Below are 19,196 nucleotides of genomic sequence, written 5' to 3'. Positions count from 1 at the left end.
GCGAGACGCGGTGGCCTACTACGCCAACATCGGCGTACGCATCGAGCGCGTCATGACCGACAACGGCTCTGGCTACAAAAACGCCTTCCGCGCGGCCTGCGAGGAATTGGGCATCCGCCACATCCGCACGCGGCCCTATACGCCCAAGACCAACGGCAAGGCCGAGCGATTCGTACAGACCAGCCTGCGGGAGTGGGCCTATGCCAGACCCTACGAAAGCTCAGCCCAACGCACGGCTGCCCTGCAGCCCTTCATTGACGGCTACAACTGGTGCCGGCCACACTCCGCGCTCGGCCATCAGCCTCCCATCACACGCATTCCGGGTGTGAACAACCTCGTGAGACTCAACAGCTAGCGCGGAAGGGAAGCTCCGATAAGATAAGGAGCCCCATGCAAGATTCGCTCTTCGGCGACGACCTTCCGCCGCCTCCTGCGCCCTCTCCCGCACCGCCCGGGCCGGCCACCGAATCTCCCGCCGCCGCGCCACGCCGTCGGCCGCGGGCCGGTGGCGTCCACCCCATCGAGCCCGACCCCGGCCTGCTGGCCCTCGCCGCCGCCCTGCCCCAGCAGCTGCGGCTCGGCGGCTCCTCCTGGAGCTACCCCGGCTGGAAAGGCCTGGTCTGGGAAGGCGAGCACTCCGAATCCACCCTGGCGCGCCAGGGACTGGCCGCGTATGCACGGCACCCGCTGATGCGCACCGTGAGCATCGACCGCGGTTTCTACAAGCCTCTCACCGTGAGCCAGTACGCGGGCTACGCCTCGCAGGTGCCCGACGACTTCCGCTTCATCGTGAAGGCGCCAAGCTTGGTGACCGATGCACTGGTGCGCGCCGAGGACGGCCGCGGGCGCGCGCCGAACCCGGCCTTCCTCGACCCCGCACTGGCACTCCAGGAATTCGTGGCGCCCGCGCTGGAAGGCCTGGGGGCCAAGATCGGAGCGTTGGTGTTCCAGTTGAGCCCCTTGCCGCTGGCGCAGCTCCATCGCCTCGAAGGCACCATCGCCCAGCTAGGCGCCCTGCTGCGCGCGATGCCGCCGCTCGCCCCCGCCGCACCGGACGGCGTGCTGGCCGTGGAGGTGCGCGATCCGGAGTGGCTGTCGCCGGAATACGAGCCGCTGTTCGCCGAAGCGCTGCTCTCGGCCGGCGCCACCTATTGCCTCGGGCTGCATGCCAAGATGCCGCCGCTCGAGGAGCAGTTGCGGCTGCTGCGCAGGCTGTGGCCGGGCCCGCTGGTGTGCCGCTGGAACCTCAACCCCGTGCATGGCGCCTACGGCTACGAAGAGGCCGAAGCGCTCTACAGCCCGTTCGACCGCGTCGTGCATCCCGCGCCGGAGGTGCATGCGCTGCTGGCGCGCACGCTGGCGGGCATCACCGGCAGGGGGCAGAACGCGTTCGTCGCGATCAGCAACCATGCGGAGGGCTGCGCGCCGATCACCATTCGTACCCTGGCGGGCGAGGTGGCAGCGCTGCAGGGCCATCGCCCGCCCGCCAGTGCCGCGACAGGTGGCGACCCGGCACCGAACGCAGACGCAGACCCGGAATCCGACGACGGCTCCAAGGCCTGACCACAAGGTGGGCGGCAGCGGCCGCCGCGAGCGCCCGCGCCGAGCGTTGCGCCAGCGCGGTGTCAGTGCCCCGAGTCCACCCTGGCAGCCCTTGCCGGCCCCAACCGCAGCACGCTGCACACGCCCGCCACCGCCGCGCTGCCCGCAGCGAGCCAGAACGCCACGGCCTCGGCATGGCCGCCGTGCGTGCCCTGGATCGCGAAGATCACCGCGAGCAGCACGGCGCCCAGCGTCTGGCCCGTGAGCCGGGCCGTGCTCAGCATGCCGCCCGCTGCCCCCGAGCGGTGCAGCGGCGCGGACGTGACGATCGTGTGGTTGTTGGGCGACTGGAACAGCGCGAACCCCACGCCGCACAGCGCCATGCGCCACACCACGCCGAACGCGCCCGCATCCTGCGGCATCCCGGCCAGCGCCCCCAGCCCCAGTGCCAGCACGGCCATGCCGATGCCGCCCAGCAGGCCGTCCGGCACGCGGCCGATCAGGCGCCCTGCGAGCGGCGCGACAGCCACGATGGCCAGCGGCCAGGGCGTGATGAGCAGACCGGCCTCGGCATGCGAGCGGCCGTGCGCCTCCAGCAGCAGGAACGGCAGCGCCAGGAACGCGAGCATCTGCGCGCAGAAGGCCGCGATTGACGCCCCCATCGACAGCGAGAACACCGGAATGCGCAGCAGATCCACCGGGAAAAGCGGCGTCTCGCCACGGCGGTCGGCGCGCACCTGCCGGCGCACGAACACCACCCCCACCGCCAGGCCCGCCAGCAGCGTCAGCGCGGGGCCGAGCGGCAGCGCGCCCGCCCCGCCATGCACGCCCAACTGGTCGCCGCCGATGAACACCAGCGCGAACATCAGCACGTTGAGCGCCACATCGATCACGGAAAACCGCGCGCCCGCCTTCGCCCCCTGCGATGGCGGCGGTGGATTTGGATTGAACGGCAGCGCGCGCCGGCCGAGCCAGAGCGTCGCCACCCCCAGCGGCAGGTTGATCGCGAACAACATCGGCCAGGACGACACCGAGAGGATGGCAGCCGCCACCGAGGGCCCTGCCACCGACGATGCGGCGACGACCAGCGAATTGAGCGCCAGCCCCTGCCCGAGCCGCGCGCGCGGATAGATCATGCGCACCAGCGCCGCGTTCACGCTCATGATGCCCGCCGCGCCCAGGCCCTGCACGGCCCGCGCCGCGATCAGCACCTCCAGCGACGACGCCAGCATGGCGCCCAGAGACGACACCGCGAACAGGCCCATGCCCAGCAGGTACACCCGCCGGTAGCCGATGCGCTCCCCGAGCGCGGCGAGCGGCAGCAGCATGCCGAGCGTGGCGATCTGGTAGGCGTTCACCACCCAGATGGCCTGCGGCGCGCCGGCCTGCAGTTCCCGGGCGATGGTGGGCAGCGCGAGGTTCATGATGCTGCCGTCCAGCACCGCGACCGCGATGCCGAGGATGATCACCAGCATCGCCCTCCCGCGCTCCGGCGGCTCCAGTCCGTCCGCCACGCCTGCAGGCCGCGACACGGCGGCTTCCGCGGAACTGCGCTGCCCCGCGCCGGAAGCCGTGCCAGGTGTCACACCGCTCACGCCCGGGCTCCCCGGCGGCCCCGGCCGGGCGCCACGCGGGCGCGGCCCAGCGTGGTCCAGCACAGCGCCGTGCCGAGAAACGCCCCCGTCGCCATCCCCGCGACCATCGGCAGCGGCCGGCCATCGGCGAACAGCCCCACCAGCCCCATCGCCACGGCACCCGTGAGCATCTGCAGCGTGCCCATCAGCGCAGAGGCCGTGCCCGCGATCGCGCCGTGCTCCTCCAGCGCCAGCACCGAGGTCGTGGGAATCACCAGCCCCATGAGCGCGCTCGCCATGAAGTACAGGCCGATCAGCACCGCGAGCCGGTCACCGCCCAGCAGGTAGTAGCCGAGCATCACGGCCATCACCGCCGACGAGGCGGTGGCCGCCACCTTCACGATCGGCTCCAGCCCGAAGCGGGCGGCCAGCATGCCGTTGAACTGCGCCATGGCGAAAAACGCCGCGGCATTGAACGAGAACGCCAGGCTGTACTGCGTGGGCGTGAGCCCGTAGTGGTTGATGAGCACGAAGGGCGAGCCCGCCAGGTACACGAAGAAGCCCGCCATCGCGCAGCCGCCGATGAACACCAGGCCCAGGTAATGCGGGTCGCGCAGCAGCAGGCCGTAGCCCCGCAGCGCGCTGCCCAGGGTGCTTTGCGTCCGCTCCGCGGCGGGCCGGGTCTCGGCGAGCGCAAAGCGCACCAGCAGCAGTCCGGCCAGCGCGGCGATCGCCACCGCCCAGAACACGCCACGCCAGCCCGCGAGAGCGATCACGCCGCTGCCGGCGAGCGGCGCCAGCAATGGCGACACGCTGAACACCAGCATCAGCAGCGACATCAGCCGTGCGGCCTCGTGGCCCGTGTGCAGGTCCCGCACCACGGCGCGCGGCACCACCATCCCCGCGGCCGCGCCCAATCCCTGCAGGAAGCGCAGCACGAGCAGGGTCTCGATGGTGGTCGCCAGCGCACAGCCGACGCTCGCCACGGTGAACAGCACCAGCCCGAAATAGAGCGGCGGCTTGCGCCCGGCCATGTCCGACAGCGGGCCGTAGAGCAACTGGCCCACGCCGAGCGAGAGGAAGAAGGCCGTCAGGCTCCACTGCACCGCGCCCACGGGCGCGCCCAGGCCATGCCCGATCTCGGGCAGCGCAGGCAGGTACATGTCGATCGCGAAGGGGCCGATGGCGGAAAGCAGGCCCAGTACCAGGGCCATGCGCAGGAAAGGCGAAGAAGGCATCCCGCATTGTCGCCAGGAGAAAAGCCCCGCGCCGGCCCTCGCCGAAGCGCGCGCGCAGATGCCCCTGTGCGGAAAGCTTGGCCGGCATGCGCCCGGACCCCGGGGCTGCACGCTCTACAGGAACCGCAGCCAGGCCAGGTCTTTTCGCCGCGCCTTGAAGGTCCCGAAGGCACGCACGGGCCCGTAGAGCAGCGTGGCCAGCACCGCCGTGCAGAGCCACACCTGCCACACCGCGTCGAAACCGAAATAGCGCCCCTGGTTGGGCCCCCAGAGTCCCAGCGCGCCGAGGTAGAGCACCTTCAGCACATACAGGTGCAGCACATAGAAGAACATGGGCGCGGCCCCGAAGGCCACCAGCACCCGCATCCACCCCGCCCGCGCCGGCACGCGCTCGAAGGCCGCGAGCAGTGCCAGGCCGATCCCCAACGTCAGCGCCACGAAGAGCAGCGAGGGCGGGTACTTCGTCACGTTCAGGAAACCCATCACGGTTTCCAGCGGCGTGGCACCCACGGCCCGGGGATGGTCGCCATAGGCGTTCAGCCACCGCAGCGCCATGAACAACGCCAGCGCACCCGCCGACCAGGCCACCAGGCGACGGCGCCGCTGCCCCGCGCCTGCCCCGGCGGTGAACCAGGGGCCCGCGGCATACCCCAGCGCGATCACGCCGATCCAGGGCAGCAGCGGATAGGACGTGCGCATCCGCAGGCCGTCGCCCAATGCGAGCCATCCCCGGTCGTGCAGGATGGCCCACGGCACGTGCAGGGCATGCCCTGCGGGAAAGTGCACGCCGTCGAGCAGGTTGTGGCCCGCCACCAGCAACAGCCCCACCGCCACGAGCACGCCGCGCGGCAGCCACAGCAGCAGGGCCAGCGCCAGCATGCTCAGGCCGATGACCCAGATCACCTGCAGATAGACGACCTGCGGTGGCCACTGGAAGGTCCACGCGAAATTCACCACCGTGAGTTCCAGCACCACCAGGAAGAGCCCGCGCTGCGCGAGGAACACGGTGGCGGCCCGGCGCCCGTCCGGCTGGCGGCTCCCATAGAGACACGCGGACAGCCCTGCGAGAAAGATGAAGACCGGCGCGCACAGGTGCGCCAGCAGGCGACTGAAGAACACGGCCGGCGGCGTGTCGGCCACCGCCATCGGATCCGTGACCTGGTGGTGCATGAAGAACGTTTCGCGCACGTGGTCGAGCAGCATGAAGACGATCACCAGGCCGCGCAGTGCATCGATGGACACCAGGCGTGGCGTGGCCGATGCGGCGGATGCCGCAGGCGTGGCGGGTGGCACGGAGGAAAGCGGCGGAGCGGACGTGGGGGAGGACGGCATCGGCGGGAGTACGCGGTGACGGGAAAGCGGGAGGCAAGAAAAAAGCCGCAACGATCGCTCGCTGCGGCTTTGGTGCGCCCAGGCGCGATATGCATCGGCCTGGATAAACTGGCGGAGTGGACGGGACTCGAACCCGCGACCCCCGGCGTGACAGGCCGGTATTCTAACCAACTGAACTACCACTCCTGGCAGACAGCGTTTCACCTGCATTCTCATGCAGGCCAAGTGCCGTGAACTTGGCGACCCTACGGGGATTCGAACCCCGGTACTCACCGTGAAAGGGTGATGTCCTAGGCCTCTAGACGATAGGGTCAAAACCTGGGAACTTCCGTTCTCAAAAATGGTTTGGTGGAGGTAAGCAGGATCGAACTGCTGACCTCTTGCATGCCATGCAAGCGCTCTCCCAGCTGAGCTATACCCCCGTATCCCGGCAACGCCTTGCGGCATCACCAAAATATCGACCTTTGCGCGAACCACCTGCAAAGGTTTTGAATCTGGCGGAGTGGACGGGACTCGAACCCGCGACCCCCGGCGTGACAGGCCGGTATTCTAACCAACTGAACTACCACTCCTGGCAGGCGGCTGTTCTGCTTGCAACTTCATGCAAGCCAAGTGCCACGAACTTGGCGACCCTACGGGGATTCGAACCCCGGTACTCACCGTGAAAGGGTGATGTCCTAGGCCTCTAGACGATAGGGTCAAAACCTGGGAACTTCCGTTCTCGATTCAGTTTGGTGGAGGTAAGCAGGATCGAACTGCTGACCTCTTGCATGCCATGCAAGCGCTCTCCCAGCTGAGCTATACCCCCACTTCGATGCCGTCGATATTGTTATTTATCGTCGTCATCTCCTCAGCCTTGAATTATAGACAGGTTTTCAGGCCGTTCGCAATCTCGCTGCAATTTTTTCGCGTCCGAGCAGTTCGAGCACCGCATCGACCGACGGCGTGTGCGCCGTGCCCACGGTGAGCACGCGCACCGGCATGGCCAATTGGGGCATCTTGAGGCCCTGCGCGGCCAGCACTTCCTTGAAGGCGGCGGCGATGCTGGCCTTGTCCCAGGCGCACTGCGCGAGCGCATCCGAGAGCGCGGCGATCGCCGGCTTCACCGCGTCCACCACGTGCTTGGCGCGTTCCTCCTCGTTCGGGGTCACTTCGCCGTAGAACACATGGGCCCAGTCGGCCAGCGCCACCAGCGTGTCGCAGCGGTCCTTGAAGAGCGCGCAGATGCGTGGCAGCCGGCCGTCAGCCAGTTCGGACTGCGCGATGCCGCGGGCCGCGAGGCGCGGCGCCACCAGCTCGGCCAGACGCTCGTCGGCCGTGGCCTTCAGGTGCTGGGCGTTCACCCAGCGCAGCTTGGCCTCGTCGAACTGCGCCGCGCTGCGGCCCAGGTGGTCCAGGTCGAACCATTCCAGGAACTGCTCGCGCGAGAAGATTTCGTCGTCGCCATGGCTCCAGCCCAGGCGCGCGAGGTAGTTCACCATCGCCTCGGGCAGGTAGCCTTCGTCGCGGTACTGCGTGACGGGCTTGGCGCCGTTGCGCTTGCTCATCTTCTCGCCCTGCTCGTTGAGCACGGTGGGCAGGTGGGCATACACCGGCGGCTCCTTGCCGAGCGCGCGGAAGATGTTGATCTGGCGCGGCGTGTTGTTGACGTGGTCGTCACCGCGGATCACGTGGGTGATGGCCATGTCGATGTCGTCCACCACCACGCAGAAGTTGTACGTGGGCGTGCCGTCCGGACGCGCGATGACGAGGTCGTCGAGCTCGTCGTTCTGGATCTCGATGCGGCCCTTGACCTTGTCTTCCCAGACCACGGAGCCGCCGACGGGATTGCGGAAGCGCAGCACCGGCTGCACGCCCTCGGGCACCGGCGGCAGCGTCTTGCCCTCCTCCGGGCGCCACGTGCCGTCGTAGCGCGGCTTCTGCTTGGCCTGCATCTGGCGCTCGCGCAGCGCGTCGAGCTCCGCCACGCTCATGTAGCACGGATAGACCAGGCCCTGCGCCTGCATCTGCGCCAGCACTTCCTTGTAGCGGTCCATGCGCTGCATCTGGTAGAACGGGCCTTCGTCCGGCTCCATGCCCAGCCACTGCATGCCTTCCAGGATGACATCCACGGCGGCCTGGCTCGAACGCTCCACGTCGGTGTCCTCGATGCGCAGGATGAAGTCGCCGCCCGTGGCGCGCGCGAACGCCCACGGGTAGAGCGCCGAGCGGATGTTGCCCAGGTGGATGAAGCCCGTGGGGGACGGCGCGAAACGGGTGCGCACGCGCTGCGGCGCGCCGCTGGAGGAAGCGGAAGAAAGGCTTTGGCTCATTGCAGGGTATCCAGGCCGCGCGCGAGGTCGGCCTTCAGGTCTTCGATGTGTTCCAGGCCGACGGCCACGCGGATCAGCCCCTGGCCGATGCCGGCGGCCTGGCGCTGCGCCTCGGTCAGGCGCCCGTGCGAGGTGCTCGCGGGATGGGTGACGGTGGTCTTCACGTCGCCGAGGTTGGCGGTGATGCTGCACACGCGCGTGCTGTCGATGACGTGGAAGGCGCTGCGGCGCGCCGCATCGGCATCGCCCTGCGACTTCACGTCGAAGGAGAGCACCGCGCCGCCCAGGCCGGATTGCTGGCGCATCGCCAGCGCATGCTGGGGATGCGAGGCGAGGCCCGGGTAATAGACGCGCGCCACGCCGGGATGCGCCTGAAGCCACGTGGCCAGGCGCAGGGCATTGTCGGCCTGGGCCCGCACGCGGATGGACAGCGTCTCCAGCCCCTTGAGCACCACCCAGGCGTTGAAGGGCGACAGGTTCATGCCCGCGCTGCGGATCATGGGGCCCAGCTTGTCGTCGATGAGCGAGCGCGGGCCGCACACGGCGCCGGCCATGACGCGGCCCTGGCCGTCGAGGAACTTGGTGCCGGAATGGATGACGAGGTCGGCGCCCCACTTCGCCGGCTGCTGCAGGGCGGGCGAAGCGAAGCAGTTGTCCACGGCCAGCAGCACGCCGGCCTCGCGCGCGATGGCCGACAGCGCGGCGATGTCGCACAGGTCGGTGAGCGGGTTGGTGGGCGTCTCGGCGAACATCAGGCGCGTCGCGGGGCGCAGCGCGGCCTTCCAGGCGGCGGCATCCGTCTGCGGCACGAAGGTGGTCTCGACGCCGAAGCGCGACAGCTCGCCGCCGATCAGCTTGATGGTGGAGCCGAACATCGACTGCGAGCACACCACGTGGTCGCCCGCCTTGAGCAGCGCCAGGCACATGAGCAGGATGGCGGACATGCCGGTGGCCGTGCCGATGGCGGTCTCGGTGCCCTCCATGGCGGCCAGCCGCCGCTCGAAGGCCGTCACCGTGGGATTGGCCGTGCGCGTATAGGTGTAGCCGTCTTCCTCGCCCGCGAAGCGCAGCGCGGCGGTCTGCGCATCGGGCTGCACGAAGCTGCTGCTCAGGTAGAGCGCTTCGGAATGCTCCCCGTACTGGCTGCGCGGAATGGATTCCCGCACGGCGAGCGTGTCGGGATGCAGGCCGTCGGGAAGCCCCCCGGCGCCGTTCGTTCTGTCATGGGCCACGGCGTTTCCTTCAGGCGTCCTGGGCGTTCGGCAGGGCCAGGCGGGAGGTGTCCTCTTCCTGTTCCTCCTTGCCGACGCGGCCCTCGTTCAGGCGCGCGATGTCCTGCGCGGTGATGTCGCCCGTGACATACACGCCGTCGAAGCACGAAGCGTCGAAGCCCTCGATGCCGCCGTTGAGCGAGCCCACGGCCTTCTTCATGGCATTCACGTCCTGGTAGATCAGGGCGTCGCAGCCGATGGCCTGGCGCACTTCCTCCACCGTGCGGCCATGCGCGACCAGCTCATTGCTGGTGGGCATGTCGATGCCGTACACGTTGGGATAGCGCACCGGCGGCGCGGCGCTGGCGAGGTACACCTTGCGCGCGCCGGCGTCGCGGGCCATCTGCACGATCTCGCGCGAGGTCGTGCCGCGCACGATGGAGTCGTCCACCAGCAGCACGTTGCGGCCCTTGAATTCGCTGGCGATCACGTTGAGCTTCTGGCGCACGGACTTCTTGCGCACGCCCTGCCCCGGCATGATGAAGGTGCGGCCCACGTAGCGGTTCTTCACGAAGCCCTCGCGGTACGGAATGCCGAGCAGGTGCGCGAGCTGCGTGGCGCTCGGGCGGCTGGATTCGGGGATCGGGATGATCACGTCGATCTCGTTGGGCGGCACCGTGGACACCACGCGCTTGGCCAGGGCCTCGCCCAGGTTGAGGCGCGCCTGGTACACGGAGATGCCGTCCAGCACGGAATCGGGCCGCGCGAGATAGACGAACTCGAAGATGCAGGGGTTGAGCTGCGGCGCCTGCGCGCACTGGCGGGCGTGCACGGTGCCGTCGGGCGTGATGAACACGGCCTCGCCGGGCTGCACGTCGCGCTCGAACACATGGTTGGTGCCTTCCAGCGCCACCGATTCGCTGCCCACCATCACCGTGCCGTCCGCGCTGCGGCCGATGCACAGCGGGCGGATGCCGTGCGGATCGCGGAAGGCCAGCAGGCCATGGCCCGCGATCAGCGCGATCACGGCATAGGAGCCCTTCACGCGCCGGTGCACGGCGGCCACCGCGGCGAAGACGTCCTCGACCTGCAGCGGCACGCCGCGCGTGGCGCGCTCGAGTTCGTGCGCGAACACGTTGAGCAGCACCTCGGAGTCGCTTTCCGTGTTGGTGTGGCGGTGGTCGGTGGAGAACAGCTCGGCCCGCAGCGACTGGGCATTGGTGAGGTTGCCGTTGTGCACCAGCACGATGCCGAACGGGGCGTTCACGTAGAAGGGCTGGGCCTCTTCCTCGCTGTAGGCGTTGCCGGCCGTGGGATAGCGCACCTGCCCCAGGCCCACCGTGCCGGGCAGTGCGCGCATGTTGCGGGTGCGGAACACGTCGCGGACCATGCCCTTGGCCTTGTGCATGAAGAACTTGCGTTCCTGCTGCGTGACGATGCCCGCGGCATCCTGCCCCCGGTGCTGCAGCAGCAGCAAGGCGTCATAGATCAGCTGGTTGACGGGAGCCGTGCTGACCACACCGACGATTCCACACATAGTTAGCGTTCCATCCAGATGCGGGCCTGGCCCGCGATATCCCAAAAACCCGCCGCGGCGTCCTTTGCAGGGATGGCCGCCGCGAACGAAACAAACACCGTCACCCGGGCAGGTGCCGCCCGAGCGTTTCCGGCAGCGCCGGCTTCAGCACCGCCAGCATCCCGGTCCATATGGGGACCGTCGCGGACTCTTTCCACCACGCCGCCTCGTGGATCGGCGTCCACAGGGCCACGAGCGTGGCGGCCAGCAGCAGCACCAGGCCGCGCAGCAGGCCGAACGCCGCGCCGAGCGTCCGGTCCGCCGGCCGCAGGCCGATCGCCTCGATCAGCTTCTTGGCCAGCCATGCGACGAACCCGCAAGCGAACACCGTGCCCACGAAAACCAGCAGGAAACCCGCCGCATGGCGGATGGAGCCGGCCGACTCCGAGATCGGCAGCAGCGCCGCCGCATCGGCGGCCCACCACTGCGCCACGAAAAAAGCGACCACCCAGCCGGCCAGCGAAAGCACCTCGTACACCAGCCCGCGCCAGGCCCCCAGGAGCAGGGAGGCCAGCAGCGCCGCCACGAAGATCCAATCCAGCGCCGCCATGCCGCCCCGCTCCACGCGGGTTACAGCGCAAGCACCGAGGCCGAGAGGCCCAGGCCCTTGATGCGCGCCGCGGCCTTGTCCGCCTCCGCCTTGCTGGCGAAAGGCCCGACCCGCACCCGCGTGCGCTTGCCGTCCTTGGTATCCACCACCTGGGTATAGGTCTTGAGCCCCGCACGCTCGAGCGACTGGCGCACTTCGCGGGCCTTGTCGCCATCAGCGAAAGCACCGACCTGCACGATCAGGCGCGCGCCGTCGTCGCCCTTGTGCGCGGCCGCGGCCCCCTCGCGTCCTTCGAGGAGCGCACGGGCGCGCGCCGCGTCGTCGCGGGGTGTGGCAGCAGGAGCCGGCGCGGACGGGCGCGCCTCGGCCACTGCGGGCTTGGTTTCGGGCCTGGTTTCGGGCCGGGTTTCGTGGGCGGGCTTCGCCGGCTTCGCTTCGGGCTTCGAAGCCGCGGCACGGCTGTCGGCATGGTGCGTTTCCTGCCGCGGCGCCGCGGCAGGAGCCGGCGCCGGAGCGGGCGCCTGGGGCGCCTGCGCGGCGGCACTGCGCGACGGCTGGATGACCTCCTCGCCGTCGGACAGGCCCGCCGTGGCCGGGGGGGCTGCCGGGGGCTTGGCGGCGGTGCCCGGGGCCGCCGGAGCGGACGCCGCCTGGGCCGCCTCGGGCACGACCAGGGGCGCCACCTTGTTGCGGTCGGGAATGTCGATCGGGATGTCCACGGGGATGGGCCGCGGCTGGGTATCGAACAGCATCGGGAAGCCCACGATGCCGACCAGCACGAGTACGGCCGCGCCGATCAGGCGATGGCGGGCGCGCCGCCGCATCGCCTCGATGCTTTCCGCGGCCTGGGTGGCGCCTGCGCGCGACCGCTTGGCGGGCTTTGCGGGCTGCTCGGGCTGCTCCTTGCGGCCGGGCCAACGAAACTTGAAAAATGCCATGGATGCAGTGCGGGGAGTGCGCTGTCGGATGCTCAAGTGCCCAGGTGCTTGGCCTGCAGGCGGGGCGTTCCGTGGTGCAGCACACCGCCGACCGTATAGAAGGAGCCAAAGACCACGATTCTATCAGTCGGCTCTGCAGCGGCCACGGCCGCCTGCAGCGCCTGCCATGGGTCCGGGTGCAGGCTGGTGCGCACTTCGCGGCGTCCGCCGGCGACGATCTGCAGGGCGTTCCACTTCTGCTGCAGGGCGGCGGCGGTTTCGGCACGCGGCGTCGGCAGGTCGGTGAAGTACCAGCGGTCCACCAGCGGGCCGATGCGGGCCAGCATGGGAGCGAGGTCCTTGTCGGCCATGGCGCCGAACACCGCATGGGTGGTCGGGAAAAAGCCCATGGCGTCCAGGTTGGCGGTGAGCGCCGCCACCGAATGCGGGTTGTGGGCCACGTCCAGTACCAGGGTGGGCTGGCCCGGGACGATCTGGAAGCGCCCCGGCAGCTCCACCATGGCCAGGCCGGTGCGCACGGCCTGGGCCGTGATCGGCAGCCGGTCGCGCAGCGCCTCCAGGGCGGCCAGCACGCCGGAGGCGTTGACCAGCTGGTTGGCCCCCCGCAGTGCCGGGTAGGCCAGCCCGGCATAGCGGCGACCCCGCCCCGCCCAGGCCCACTGCTGCTTGTCGCCGGAAAAATTGAAGTCCTGGCCGAACTGCCACAGGTCGGCTCCGAGGGCGCGCGCGTGGTCCAGCACGCTCTGCGGTGCCATGGGGTCGCTGACGATGGCGGGACGGCCCGGCCGCATGATGCCGGCCTTCTCCCGGCCGATGGATTCGCGGTCCGGTCCCAGGAACTCCGTGTGGTCGATGTCGATGCTGGTGATGACCGCGCAGTCGGTATCCACGACATTGGTCGCGTCGAGGCGGCCGCCCAGGCCCACCTCCAGGATGGCGACATCCAGGCCCGCCTGGCTCATGAGGCGCAGGATGGCGAGCGTGGTGAACTCGAAGTAGGACAGGGACACCTCCGCGCCGCCATGCGTTCTCGCCGCCTCCACGGCCGCGAAGTGCGGGACCAGATCGTCCGCCCCGACACTCTCGCCCCGGATGCGGCAGCGCTCCTCGAACTTCACGAGGTGCGGCGAGGTATAGACGCCGGTGCGGTAGCCCGACTGCAGCGCCACCGCCTCCAGCATGGCGCAGGTGGAACCCTTGCCGTTCGTGCCGGCCACCGTGATGACGGGGCAGGTGAAACGCAGCCCGAGCCGGCGCGCCACCTCGCCCACCCGCTCCAGGCCCATGTCGATGGTTTTCGGGTGGATGCGTTCGCAATGGGCCAGCCAGCCGTCCAGGGTGTCGAAAGTGGTGTGCATAGAGCCGGCGATTGTCGCCGAGGCGGCGTTGCAGGATGATCGGGCGCATGAGTACCCCCACCCCCATCGTCTATGGCATTCCCAACTGCGACACGGTCAAGAAGGCCCGCGCATGGCTCGCGGAGCATGGCGTCGAGTACCGCTTCCACGACTTCAAGAAACAGGGCGTTCCGGCGGAGCGCCTCGCCGCCTGGATGGCATCGCTGGGCTGGGAGCCCCTGGTGAACCGCCAGGGCACCACCTGGCGCAAGCTGGACCCGCAGGCCCAGGCCGCGGTGAGCGACGCCGCCAGCGCCGCCGCGCTGCTGCAGGCGCAGCCCAGCGCCATCAAGCGGCCGGTGGTGGAATGGACGGGCGATGCCGGCGGCGAGGTGACGGTCGGCTTCCAGGACGCCCGATGGAACGAACGGCTCGCGGCCGCCTCCAAGCGGTGACACGGCAACCGCTCCGCCGGAAAGGCGCCGAACTTTACGGAGTTTTACGTCCTCCCTCCGGCAGCTTCACGGCCGGCACCTAAACTTTTCTGCAGGCCGGAGCGTTATATGCCGACCGAAAGGAGCTTCTCCATGAAAAAGATCATCGCCTGGACCGCCCTCGCCGCCATGGCCGCCGCGGCCGCGAGCGCCCACGCGCAGGAACAGGGCCGGGTCCTGTCCGCCACGCCCGTCACCCAGCAGGTCGCCATTCCCCAGCAGGTCTGCGGCAACGAGACGATTTATTCCGAATCCCGTCCCACCGGCGCCGGCGCCGTGCTGGGCGCCGTGGCCGGTGGCGCCGCCGGCAATGCGATCGGCAAGGGCGGCGGCCGGGTGGCCGCCACGGCCCTGGGCCTGATCGGCGGCGCGATACTGGGCAACAACATCGAGGGCAGCCGCCCCGAGTACCAGAACGTCACGCGCTGCTCCAACCAGACACATTACGAGAACCGGGTCGTGGGCTACGACGTGCTGTATGAATATGCAGGCCGCCAGTACACCACGCGCACCCAGCACGATCCGGGCGCCTGGATCCCGCTGAGCGTGCAGCCCCTGGCGAGCGCACCGCGCGCCCCGGTGTACAGCAGCACCACGACGACCTACGTGCAGCCCGGCGTGGTGGTGTCCACGCAGCCCGGCCCGCCCGCCTATGTGACGCCGCCGGCCGCCACGGTGATCGAGTACCGCGACGCCTACGGGCGGCCCTACGGCCCTCCGGGCGACCCGTACTGGCGCTGAACGCGCCGCGTCCCGCCGCGACGAGGAGCCTTCGGGCTCCTTTTTCATGCCCGGGCCATGGGCGTCCGCCGGGGCCCTGCCGGGGCATCCCGTGTAGGACGCGGCCGGACACGCTCTAGAATCTTCGGCTTCCGCCCTCTTCCTTCCCCTTTCAGAGAACAGCGCATCCATGACGACCGAAAAGATCGACGGCGTGTCCGTCACCGCCCGAGCCAACGTGTACTTCGACGGCAAGTGCGTGAGCCACGGCATCACCTTCCCCGACGGCACGAAGAAGTCGGTCGGCGTGATCCTGCCCGCCACCCTCACCTTCAACACGGGCGCGCCGGAGATCATGGAATGCGTGGGCGGCGCCTGCGAATACAAGCTGGACGGCACCGACGCCTGGGTGAAGTCCGGCGAGGGCGACAAGTTCAGCGTGCCCGGCAACTCGAAGTTCGAGATCCGCGTGACCGAGGCCTACCACTACATCTGCCACTTCGGCTGATCCACGGCCGAGACCGCTCCACTGCCGCACCGACGCACCCGACACGACCCGAGATTTCCATGGCGACCATCCTCCAGAACCTCCCCGCCGGCCAGAAGGTCGGCATCGCCTTCTCCGGCGGCCTCGACACCAGCGCGGCCCTGCGCTGGATGAAGAACAAGGGCGCCCTGCCTTACGCCTACACCGCCAACCTGGGCCAGCCCGACGAGCCCGACTACGACGCCATCCCGCGCAAGGCCATGGAATACGGCGCCGAGAAGGCCCGCCTGATCGACTGCCGCACGCAGCTGGCCCACGAAGGTATCGCAGCCCTCCAGGCCGGCGCCTTCCACGTGCGCACCGCCGGCGCCACCTACTTCAACACCACGCCGCTGGGCCGCGCCGTCACGGGCACGATGCTGGTGGCCGCCATGAAGGAAGACGACGTCCACATCTGGGGCGACGGCTCGACCTTCAAGGGCAACGACATCGAGCGCTTCTACCGCTACGGCCTGCTGACCAACCCGTCGCTCAAGATCTACAAGCCTTGGCTGGATCAGCTCTTCATCGACGAGCTGGGCGGCCGCGCCGAGATGTCGGCCTTCATGACGAAGGAAGGCTTCGGCTACAAGATGAGCGCCGAGAAGGCCTACTCCACCGACTCCAACATGCTCGGCGCCACGCACGAGGCCAAGGACCTGGAGTTCCTGAACAGCGGCATGCGCATCGTGAACCCGATCATGGGCGTCGCGTTCTGGAAGGACGACGTGGTCGTCAAGGCCGAGGAAGTCTCGGTGCGCTTCGAGGAAGGCCAGCCGGTGGCCCTGAACGGCGTCGAGTTCAACGACCCGGTGGAACTGTTCCTGGAAGCCAACCGCATCGGCGGCCGCCACGGCCTGGGGATGTGCGACCAGATCGAGAACCGCATCATCGAGGCCAAGAGCCGCGGCATCTACGAAGCCCCCGGCCTGGCGCTGCTGCACATCGCCTACGAACGCCTGGTGAGCGGCATCCACAACGAGGACACGATCGAGCAGTACCGCATGAACGGCCTGAAGCTCGGCCGCCTGCTCTACCAGGGCCGCTGGTTCGACCCGCAGGCCATCATGCTGCGCGAGACCGCCCAGCGCTGGGTGGCCCGCGCCGTCACCGGCACCGTGACGCTCGAGCTGCGCCGCGGCAACGACTACTCCATCCTGAACACCGAATCGCCCAACCTGACCTACGCGCCGGAGCGCCTGTCGATGGAAAAAGTGGAAGACGCGCCGTTCAGCCCCGCCGACCGCATCGGCCAGCTGACCATGCGCAACCTGGACATCGTGGACACGCGCGACAAGCTCGGCGTCTATGCGCAGGCGGGCCTGCTGTCGCTGGGCGGCAATGCCGCGCTGGCGCAGCTGGGCGACGACAGCAGCCGCAAATAAGGCCGCGGCCCTGCCGTCCGCGGCAGGCACGCTCCCGGAGAAACCGCTCCGCCGCAAGGCCGGGCGGTTTTTTCACGTCCGGCGGCCCGGACCTCGCGGCCGGCTCAGACCACGACCGGCTCGGGTTCGAGCCGGATGCCGAAGCGCTCATAGACGCTCGTCTGGATGGCCTTGGCCAGCGTCATCACCTCGCCGCCCGTGACGCTGTCGCCACCGCGGCCGCGGTTGACCAGCACCAGGGCCTGCTTCTCGTACACGCCGGCCTTGCCGACGGTCTTGCCCTTCCAGCCGCAGGCATCGATGAGCCAGCCGGCCGCGAGCTTGATGGTGCCGTCCGGCATCGGGTAGTGCACGATCTTGGGGTCGCGCGCGATGATGTCCGAGCACTGCTCCGGCGTCACGGTCGGGTTCTTGAAGAAGCTGCCGGCATTGCCGAGCACGGCCGGATCGGGCAGCTTGGCGCGGCGCACCTCGCACACCCAGTCGAAGATCTGGCGGGCCGTGGGCTGCTCCACGCCCGCCTCCTGGCGCTTGCGCTCCAGGTCCAGGTAGCCCAGTTCGGGCCTCCAGGGCTTGGGCAGGCGGAAGCGGACATGGGTGATGACCGCCCGGCCCGCCAGGCCCATCCCCCGGGGCAGGCCGGTATCGGCCCCGTTGCCGGCGGGCGCGTGCTTGAAGACGGAGTCGCGGTAGCCGAAGGCGCACTGGGCGGCGTCCAGCGAGAACGGGCGGCCCGTGGCGAGGTCGATGGCGTCCAGCGAGTCGAAACGGTCCTGCAGCTCGACGCCGTACGCGCCGATGTTCTGCACGGGGGCGGCGCCCACGGTGCCGGGAATGAGGGCCAGGTTCTCCAGCCCCGGAAAGCCATGCTCGAGCGTCCAGGCGACCGCGTCGTGCCAGCGCTCGCCCGCGCCGGCCTCCACGATCCAGGCGCGCGGGGTTTCCTCGACCAGGCGGATGCCCGGGATCTCCATCTTGAGCACGACGGGCTTCACGTCGCCCGTGAGCACGATGTTGCTGCCCCCGCCCAGCACGAACAGCGGGCCGGCGCCGAGTTGCGGATCGGCGAGCAGCGCCCGCACGTCGCCGGCCGAGCGCGCACGCACCTGCGTATGGGCGCGCGCCACGATGCCGAAGGTGTTGCAGGCCTGCAGGGGGACGTTTTTCTCGACTAACATCCACCGGATTGTCGCATTCGGGCCTCGCCGGCGAGGCCCCCCACCCGAGATACCGAGAGCGAAGCCATGCCTTCTTTTGATACCGTCTGTGAAGCCAACCTCGTGGAAGTGAAGAACGCCGTGGAGAACTCGGCCAAGGAAATCGGCACCCGCTTCGATTTCAAGGGCACCTCCGCCGCCATCGAGATCAAGGACAAGGAAATCACCCTCTTCGGCGATGCCGAGTTCCAGCTGCAGCAGGTCGAGGACATCCTGCGCAACAAGCTCACCAAGCGCAACGTGGACGTCCGCTTCCTCGACAAGGGCGACGTGCAGAAGATCGGCGGCGACAAGGTCAAGCAGGTCATCAAGGTGCGCAACGGCATCGAGAGCGAGCTGGCCAAGAAGATCCAGAAGCTCGTCAAGGAGAGCAAGATCAAGGTGCAGGCCGCGATCCAGGAAGAGAAAGTGCGCGTGACCGGCGCCAAGCGCGACGACCTGCAGGCCGTCATGGCGCTGATCCGCAAGGACATCACCGACGTGCCGCTGTCCTTCGACAACTTCCGCGACTGACGGGCGCCCGCCGCCTGTCCGCTCGCCATGTTCCCCCTGCCCGACGCCCCCGCCCAGGCCCTGGCGCCGCGCATGGTGCGGGCGTGCGCCGTCGCCTGCGCGCTGGCATGGCTCGCGCCGCTGCCGGCCGCGTCCCAGACGATCGCGCTCACGGGCATCCTGGGCGCCAAGGCACTGCTGGTGGTGGATGGCGGAGCGCCCCGCGCGCTGGCCGCGGGCGAATCGCTCGGCGGCGTGAAGGTGGTGTCCGTCGGCGGCGACGATGCCGTGCTGGAAACTTCCGCCGGACGCCGCACCGTCCGGCTGGGCGAGGCGCCGGTGAGCGTCGGCAGCCGGGGCGCGGGCACGGGGCGCACCGTGGTGCTCATCGCCGACGGCCGCGGGCATTTCATGGGCACCGGCACGGTCAATGGCCGCAGCATGCAGTACCTCGTGGACACGGGCGCGAGCACGGTGGCCATCGGCCAGCCCGATGCCGATCGCCTGGGCCTGGACTACCGCGGCGGCCAGCCCGTGGCGATAGGCACCGCCAACGGCACGGCCCGCGGCTGGCGCCTGCGGCTCGACTCCCTGCGGCTGGGCGACGTGGAACTGTTCGGCGTGGACGCCATCGTCACGCCGCAGGGCATGCCCTACGTGCTGCTGGGCAACAGCGCCCTCAACGAATTCCAGATGAGCCGGTCGGGCGACCGGCTGGTGCTGGAAAAGCGGCACTAGGGCCTGTTAACGCC

The 19,196-nt window shown here is 69.4% G+C and carries 18 protein-coding genes and 6 tRNA genes; 8 read left to right on the top strand and 16 right to left on the bottom strand.

What is annotated here, in order from left to right:
* Together BLR99_RS10595 and BLR99_RS10590 are read left to right on the top strand one after the other, a co-directional pair.
* Positions 1–355: integrase core domain-containing protein (locus BLR99_RS10595; protein ID WP_139160156.1), on the top strand; the 355-nt coding region annotated here is incomplete at its 5' end.
* Between the two features lie 35 nt (positions 356–390).
* A complete protein-coding gene (locus tag BLR99_RS10590) occupies positions 391–1,563 on the top strand; it encodes a DUF72 domain-containing protein (RefSeq protein WP_011794999.1) in 1,173 nt (390 codons plus the stop codon).
* A 62-nt stretch (positions 1,564–1,625) separates the two neighbouring features.
* On the opposite strand, the gene BLR99_RS10585 is transcribed toward BLR99_RS10590, so the two are convergent.
* From BLR99_RS10585 to folC, 15 genes are all read right to left on the bottom strand, one after another.
* A complete protein-coding gene (locus BLR99_RS10585; protein WP_081436502.1) occupies positions 1,626–3,137 on the bottom strand; it encodes an MFS transporter in 1,512 nt (503 codons plus the stop codon).
* Positions 3,134–4,354 carry a multidrug effflux MFS transporter gene (locus BLR99_RS10580; protein ID WP_011794997.1) on the bottom strand — a complete coding sequence of 407 codons (1,221 nt, stop codon included), beginning with the start codon at positions 4,352–4,354 and terminating at the stop codon, positions 3,134–3,136. Before BLR99_RS10580 ends, BLR99_RS10585 begins: the two co-directional genes overlap by 4 nt.
* Before the next feature lie 114 nt (positions 4,355–4,468).
* Positions 4,469–5,686, bottom strand: coding sequence for an acetyltransferase domain-containing protein (locus BLR99_RS10575; protein WP_011794996.1), 1,218 nt, complete (start codon positions 5,684–5,686; stop codon positions 4,469–4,471).
* Positions 5,687–5,795: 109 nt separating this feature from the next.
* Positions 5,796–5,872: transfer RNA gene (locus BLR99_RS10570), tRNA-Asp, on the bottom strand.
* Between the two features lie 51 nt (positions 5,873–5,923).
* A tRNA-Glu gene (locus tag BLR99_RS10565) sits at positions 5,924–5,999 on the bottom strand.
* Between the two features lie 33 nt (positions 6,000–6,032).
* Positions 6,033–6,108: transfer RNA gene (locus tag BLR99_RS10560), tRNA-Ala, on the bottom strand.
* A gap of 73 nt (positions 6,109–6,181) precedes the next feature.
* Positions 6,182–6,258 (bottom strand) — tRNA-Asp (locus BLR99_RS10555).
* A gap of 52 nt (positions 6,259–6,310) precedes the next feature.
* A tRNA-Glu gene (locus tag BLR99_RS10550) sits at positions 6,311–6,386 on the bottom strand.
* Positions 6,387–6,418: 32 nt separating this feature from the next.
* Positions 6,419–6,494: transfer RNA gene (locus BLR99_RS10545), tRNA-Ala, on the bottom strand.
* A 67-nt stretch (positions 6,495–6,561) separates the two neighbouring features.
* Entirely contained in the window at positions 6,562–7,998 is a 1,437-nt protein-coding gene (gltX, locus tag BLR99_RS10540; RefSeq protein ID WP_011794995.1) for a glutamate--tRNA ligase, read from the bottom strand.
* The gene (locus BLR99_RS10535; protein WP_011794994.1) at positions 7,995–9,230 is read right to left on the bottom strand and encodes an O-succinylhomoserine sulfhydrylase; all 1,236 of its coding nucleotides are present in this window, start codon (positions 9,228–9,230) and stop codon (positions 7,995–7,997) included. Before BLR99_RS10535 ends, gltX begins: the two co-directional genes overlap by 4 nt.
* A 10-nt stretch (positions 9,231–9,240) precedes the next feature.
* A complete protein-coding gene (gene purF, locus BLR99_RS10530) occupies positions 9,241–10,746 on the bottom strand; it encodes an amidophosphoribosyltransferase (RefSeq protein ID WP_011794993.1) in 1,506 nt (501 codons plus the stop codon).
* A gap of 100 nt (positions 10,747–10,846) precedes the next feature.
* Positions 10,847–11,335, bottom strand: a complete 489-nt coding sequence (locus tag BLR99_RS10525) for a CvpA family protein (RefSeq protein WP_011794992.1) — start codon at positions 11,333–11,335, stop codon at positions 10,847–10,849.
* Between the two features lie 20 nt (positions 11,336–11,355).
* Positions 11,356–12,273 (bottom strand): SPOR domain-containing protein, encoded by a 918-nt coding sequence (locus tag BLR99_RS10520; protein WP_048857484.1) that lies wholly within the window; start codon positions 12,271–12,273, stop codon positions 11,356–11,358.
* 32 nt (positions 12,274–12,305) lie between these two features.
* Positions 12,306–13,631: a bifunctional tetrahydrofolate synthase/dihydrofolate synthase gene (gene folC, locus BLR99_RS10515; protein ID WP_011794990.1), complete on the bottom strand. Its 1,326-nt coding sequence runs from the start codon at positions 13,629–13,631 to the stop codon at positions 12,306–12,308.
* 35 nt (positions 13,632–13,666) lie between these two features.
* Here folC and BLR99_RS10510 point away from each other — a divergent pair, with 35 nt between their 5' ends.
* The 4 genes from BLR99_RS10510 to argG all read left to right on the top strand — a co-directional run bounded on the left by BLR99_RS10510 (position 13,667) and on the right by argG (position 16,735).
* Positions 13,667–14,065 (top strand): ArsC family reductase, encoded by a 399-nt coding sequence (locus tag BLR99_RS10510; RefSeq protein WP_011794989.1) that lies wholly within the window; start codon positions 13,667–13,669, stop codon positions 14,063–14,065.
* 132 nt (positions 14,066–14,197) lie between these two features.
* Complete coding sequence (locus tag BLR99_RS10505; RefSeq protein ID WP_041827926.1) at positions 14,198–14,845, top strand: glycine zipper 2TM domain-containing protein; 648 nt, start codon at positions 14,198–14,200, stop codon at positions 14,843–14,845.
* A 169-nt stretch (positions 14,846–15,014) separates the two neighbouring features.
* Positions 15,015–15,332 (top strand): pyrimidine/purine nucleoside phosphorylase, encoded by a 318-nt coding sequence (ppnP, locus tag BLR99_RS10500; protein WP_011794987.1) that lies wholly within the window; start codon positions 15,015–15,017, stop codon positions 15,330–15,332.
* A gap of 59 nt (positions 15,333–15,391) precedes the next feature.
* Positions 15,392–16,735: an argininosuccinate synthase gene (gene argG, locus BLR99_RS10495; RefSeq protein WP_011794986.1), complete on the top strand. Its 1,344-nt coding sequence runs from the start codon at positions 15,392–15,394 to the stop codon at positions 16,733–16,735.
* Positions 16,736–16,839: 104 nt separating this feature from the next.
* Here argG and murB read toward each other — a convergent pair whose 3' ends face one another.
* Entirely contained in the window at positions 16,840–17,913 is a 1,074-nt protein-coding gene (gene murB, locus BLR99_RS10490) for a UDP-N-acetylmuramate dehydrogenase (protein ID WP_074687152.1), read from the bottom strand.
* Between the two features lie 66 nt (positions 17,914–17,979).
* Between murB and BLR99_RS10485 the strand changes: the two genes are divergently transcribed.
* Together BLR99_RS10485 and BLR99_RS10480 are read left to right on the top strand one after the other, a co-directional pair.
* Positions 17,980–18,465 carry a YajQ family cyclic di-GMP-binding protein gene (locus tag BLR99_RS10485; protein ID WP_011794984.1) on the top strand — a complete coding sequence of 162 codons (486 nt, stop codon included), beginning with the start codon at positions 17,980–17,982 and terminating at the stop codon, positions 18,463–18,465.
* 27 nt (positions 18,466–18,492) lie between these two features.
* Entirely contained in the window at positions 18,493–19,182 is a 690-nt protein-coding gene (locus BLR99_RS10480) for a retropepsin-like aspartic protease family protein (protein ID WP_228193845.1), read from the top strand.
* The last annotated feature ends 14 nt before the right edge of the window (positions 19,183–19,196 follow it).

It is taken from the genome of Paracidovorax citrulli, assembly GCF_900100305.1.
Classification (GTDB): Bacteria; Pseudomonadota; Gammaproteobacteria; order Burkholderiales; family Burkholderiaceae_C; genus Paracidovorax; species Paracidovorax citrulli.
Note: the sequence above shows the minus strand (reverse complement) of the source record. Positions and strands in the feature narration are given on the sequence as shown.

What these genes read in the sequence shown, in the direction of transcription:
- BLR99_RS10590 (WP_011794999.1), top strand. Translation starts at nt 391, where the DNA reads ATGCAAGATTCGCTCTTCGGCGACGACCTTCCGCCGCCTCCTGCGCCC.
- BLR99_RS10580 (WP_011794997.1), bottom strand. Translation starts at nt 4,354, where the DNA reads ATGCCTTCTTCGCCTTTCCTGCGCATGGCCCTGGTACTGGGCCTGCTT.
- BLR99_RS10575 (WP_011794996.1), bottom strand. Translation starts at nt 5,686, where the DNA reads ATGCCGTCCTCCCCCACGTCCGCTCCGCCGCTTTCCTCCGTGCCACCC.
- gltX (WP_011794995.1), bottom strand. Translation starts at nt 7,998, where the DNA reads ATGAGCCAAAGCCTTTCTTCCGCTTCCTCCAGCGGCGCGCCGCAGCGC.
- purF (WP_011794993.1), bottom strand. Translation starts at nt 10,746, where the DNA reads ATGTGTGGAATCGTCGGTGTGGTCAGCACGGCTCCCGTCAACCAGCTG.
- BLR99_RS10525 (WP_011794992.1), bottom strand. Translation starts at nt 11,335, where the DNA reads ATGGCGGCGCTGGATTGGATCTTCGTGGCGGCGCTGCTGGCCTCCCTG.
- BLR99_RS10520 (WP_048857484.1), bottom strand. Translation starts at nt 12,273, where the DNA reads ATGGCATTTTTCAAGTTTCGTTGGCCCGGCCGCAAGGAGCAGCCCGAG.
- folC (WP_011794990.1), bottom strand. Translation starts at nt 13,631, where the DNA reads ATGCACACCACTTTCGACACCCTGGACGGCTGGCTGGCCCATTGCGAA.
- BLR99_RS10510 (WP_011794989.1), top strand. Translation starts at nt 13,667, where the DNA reads ATGATCGGGCGCATGAGTACCCCCACCCCCATCGTCTATGGCATTCCC.
- BLR99_RS10505 (WP_041827926.1), top strand. Translation starts at nt 14,198, where the DNA reads ATGAAAAAGATCATCGCCTGGACCGCCCTCGCCGCCATGGCCGCCGCG.
- ppnP (WP_011794987.1), top strand. Translation starts at nt 15,015, where the DNA reads ATGACGACCGAAAAGATCGACGGCGTGTCCGTCACCGCCCGAGCCAAC.
- argG (WP_011794986.1), top strand. Translation starts at nt 15,392, where the DNA reads ATGGCGACCATCCTCCAGAACCTCCCCGCCGGCCAGAAGGTCGGCATC.
- murB (WP_074687152.1), bottom strand. Translation starts at nt 17,913, where the DNA reads ATGTTAGTCGAGAAAAACGTCCCCCTGCAGGCCTGCAACACCTTCGGC.
- BLR99_RS10485 (WP_011794984.1), top strand. Translation starts at nt 17,980, where the DNA reads ATGCCTTCTTTTGATACCGTCTGTGAAGCCAACCTCGTGGAAGTGAAG.
- BLR99_RS10480 (WP_228193845.1), top strand. Translation starts at nt 18,493, where the DNA reads ATGTTCCCCCTGCCCGACGCCCCCGCCCAGGCCCTGGCGCCGCGCATG.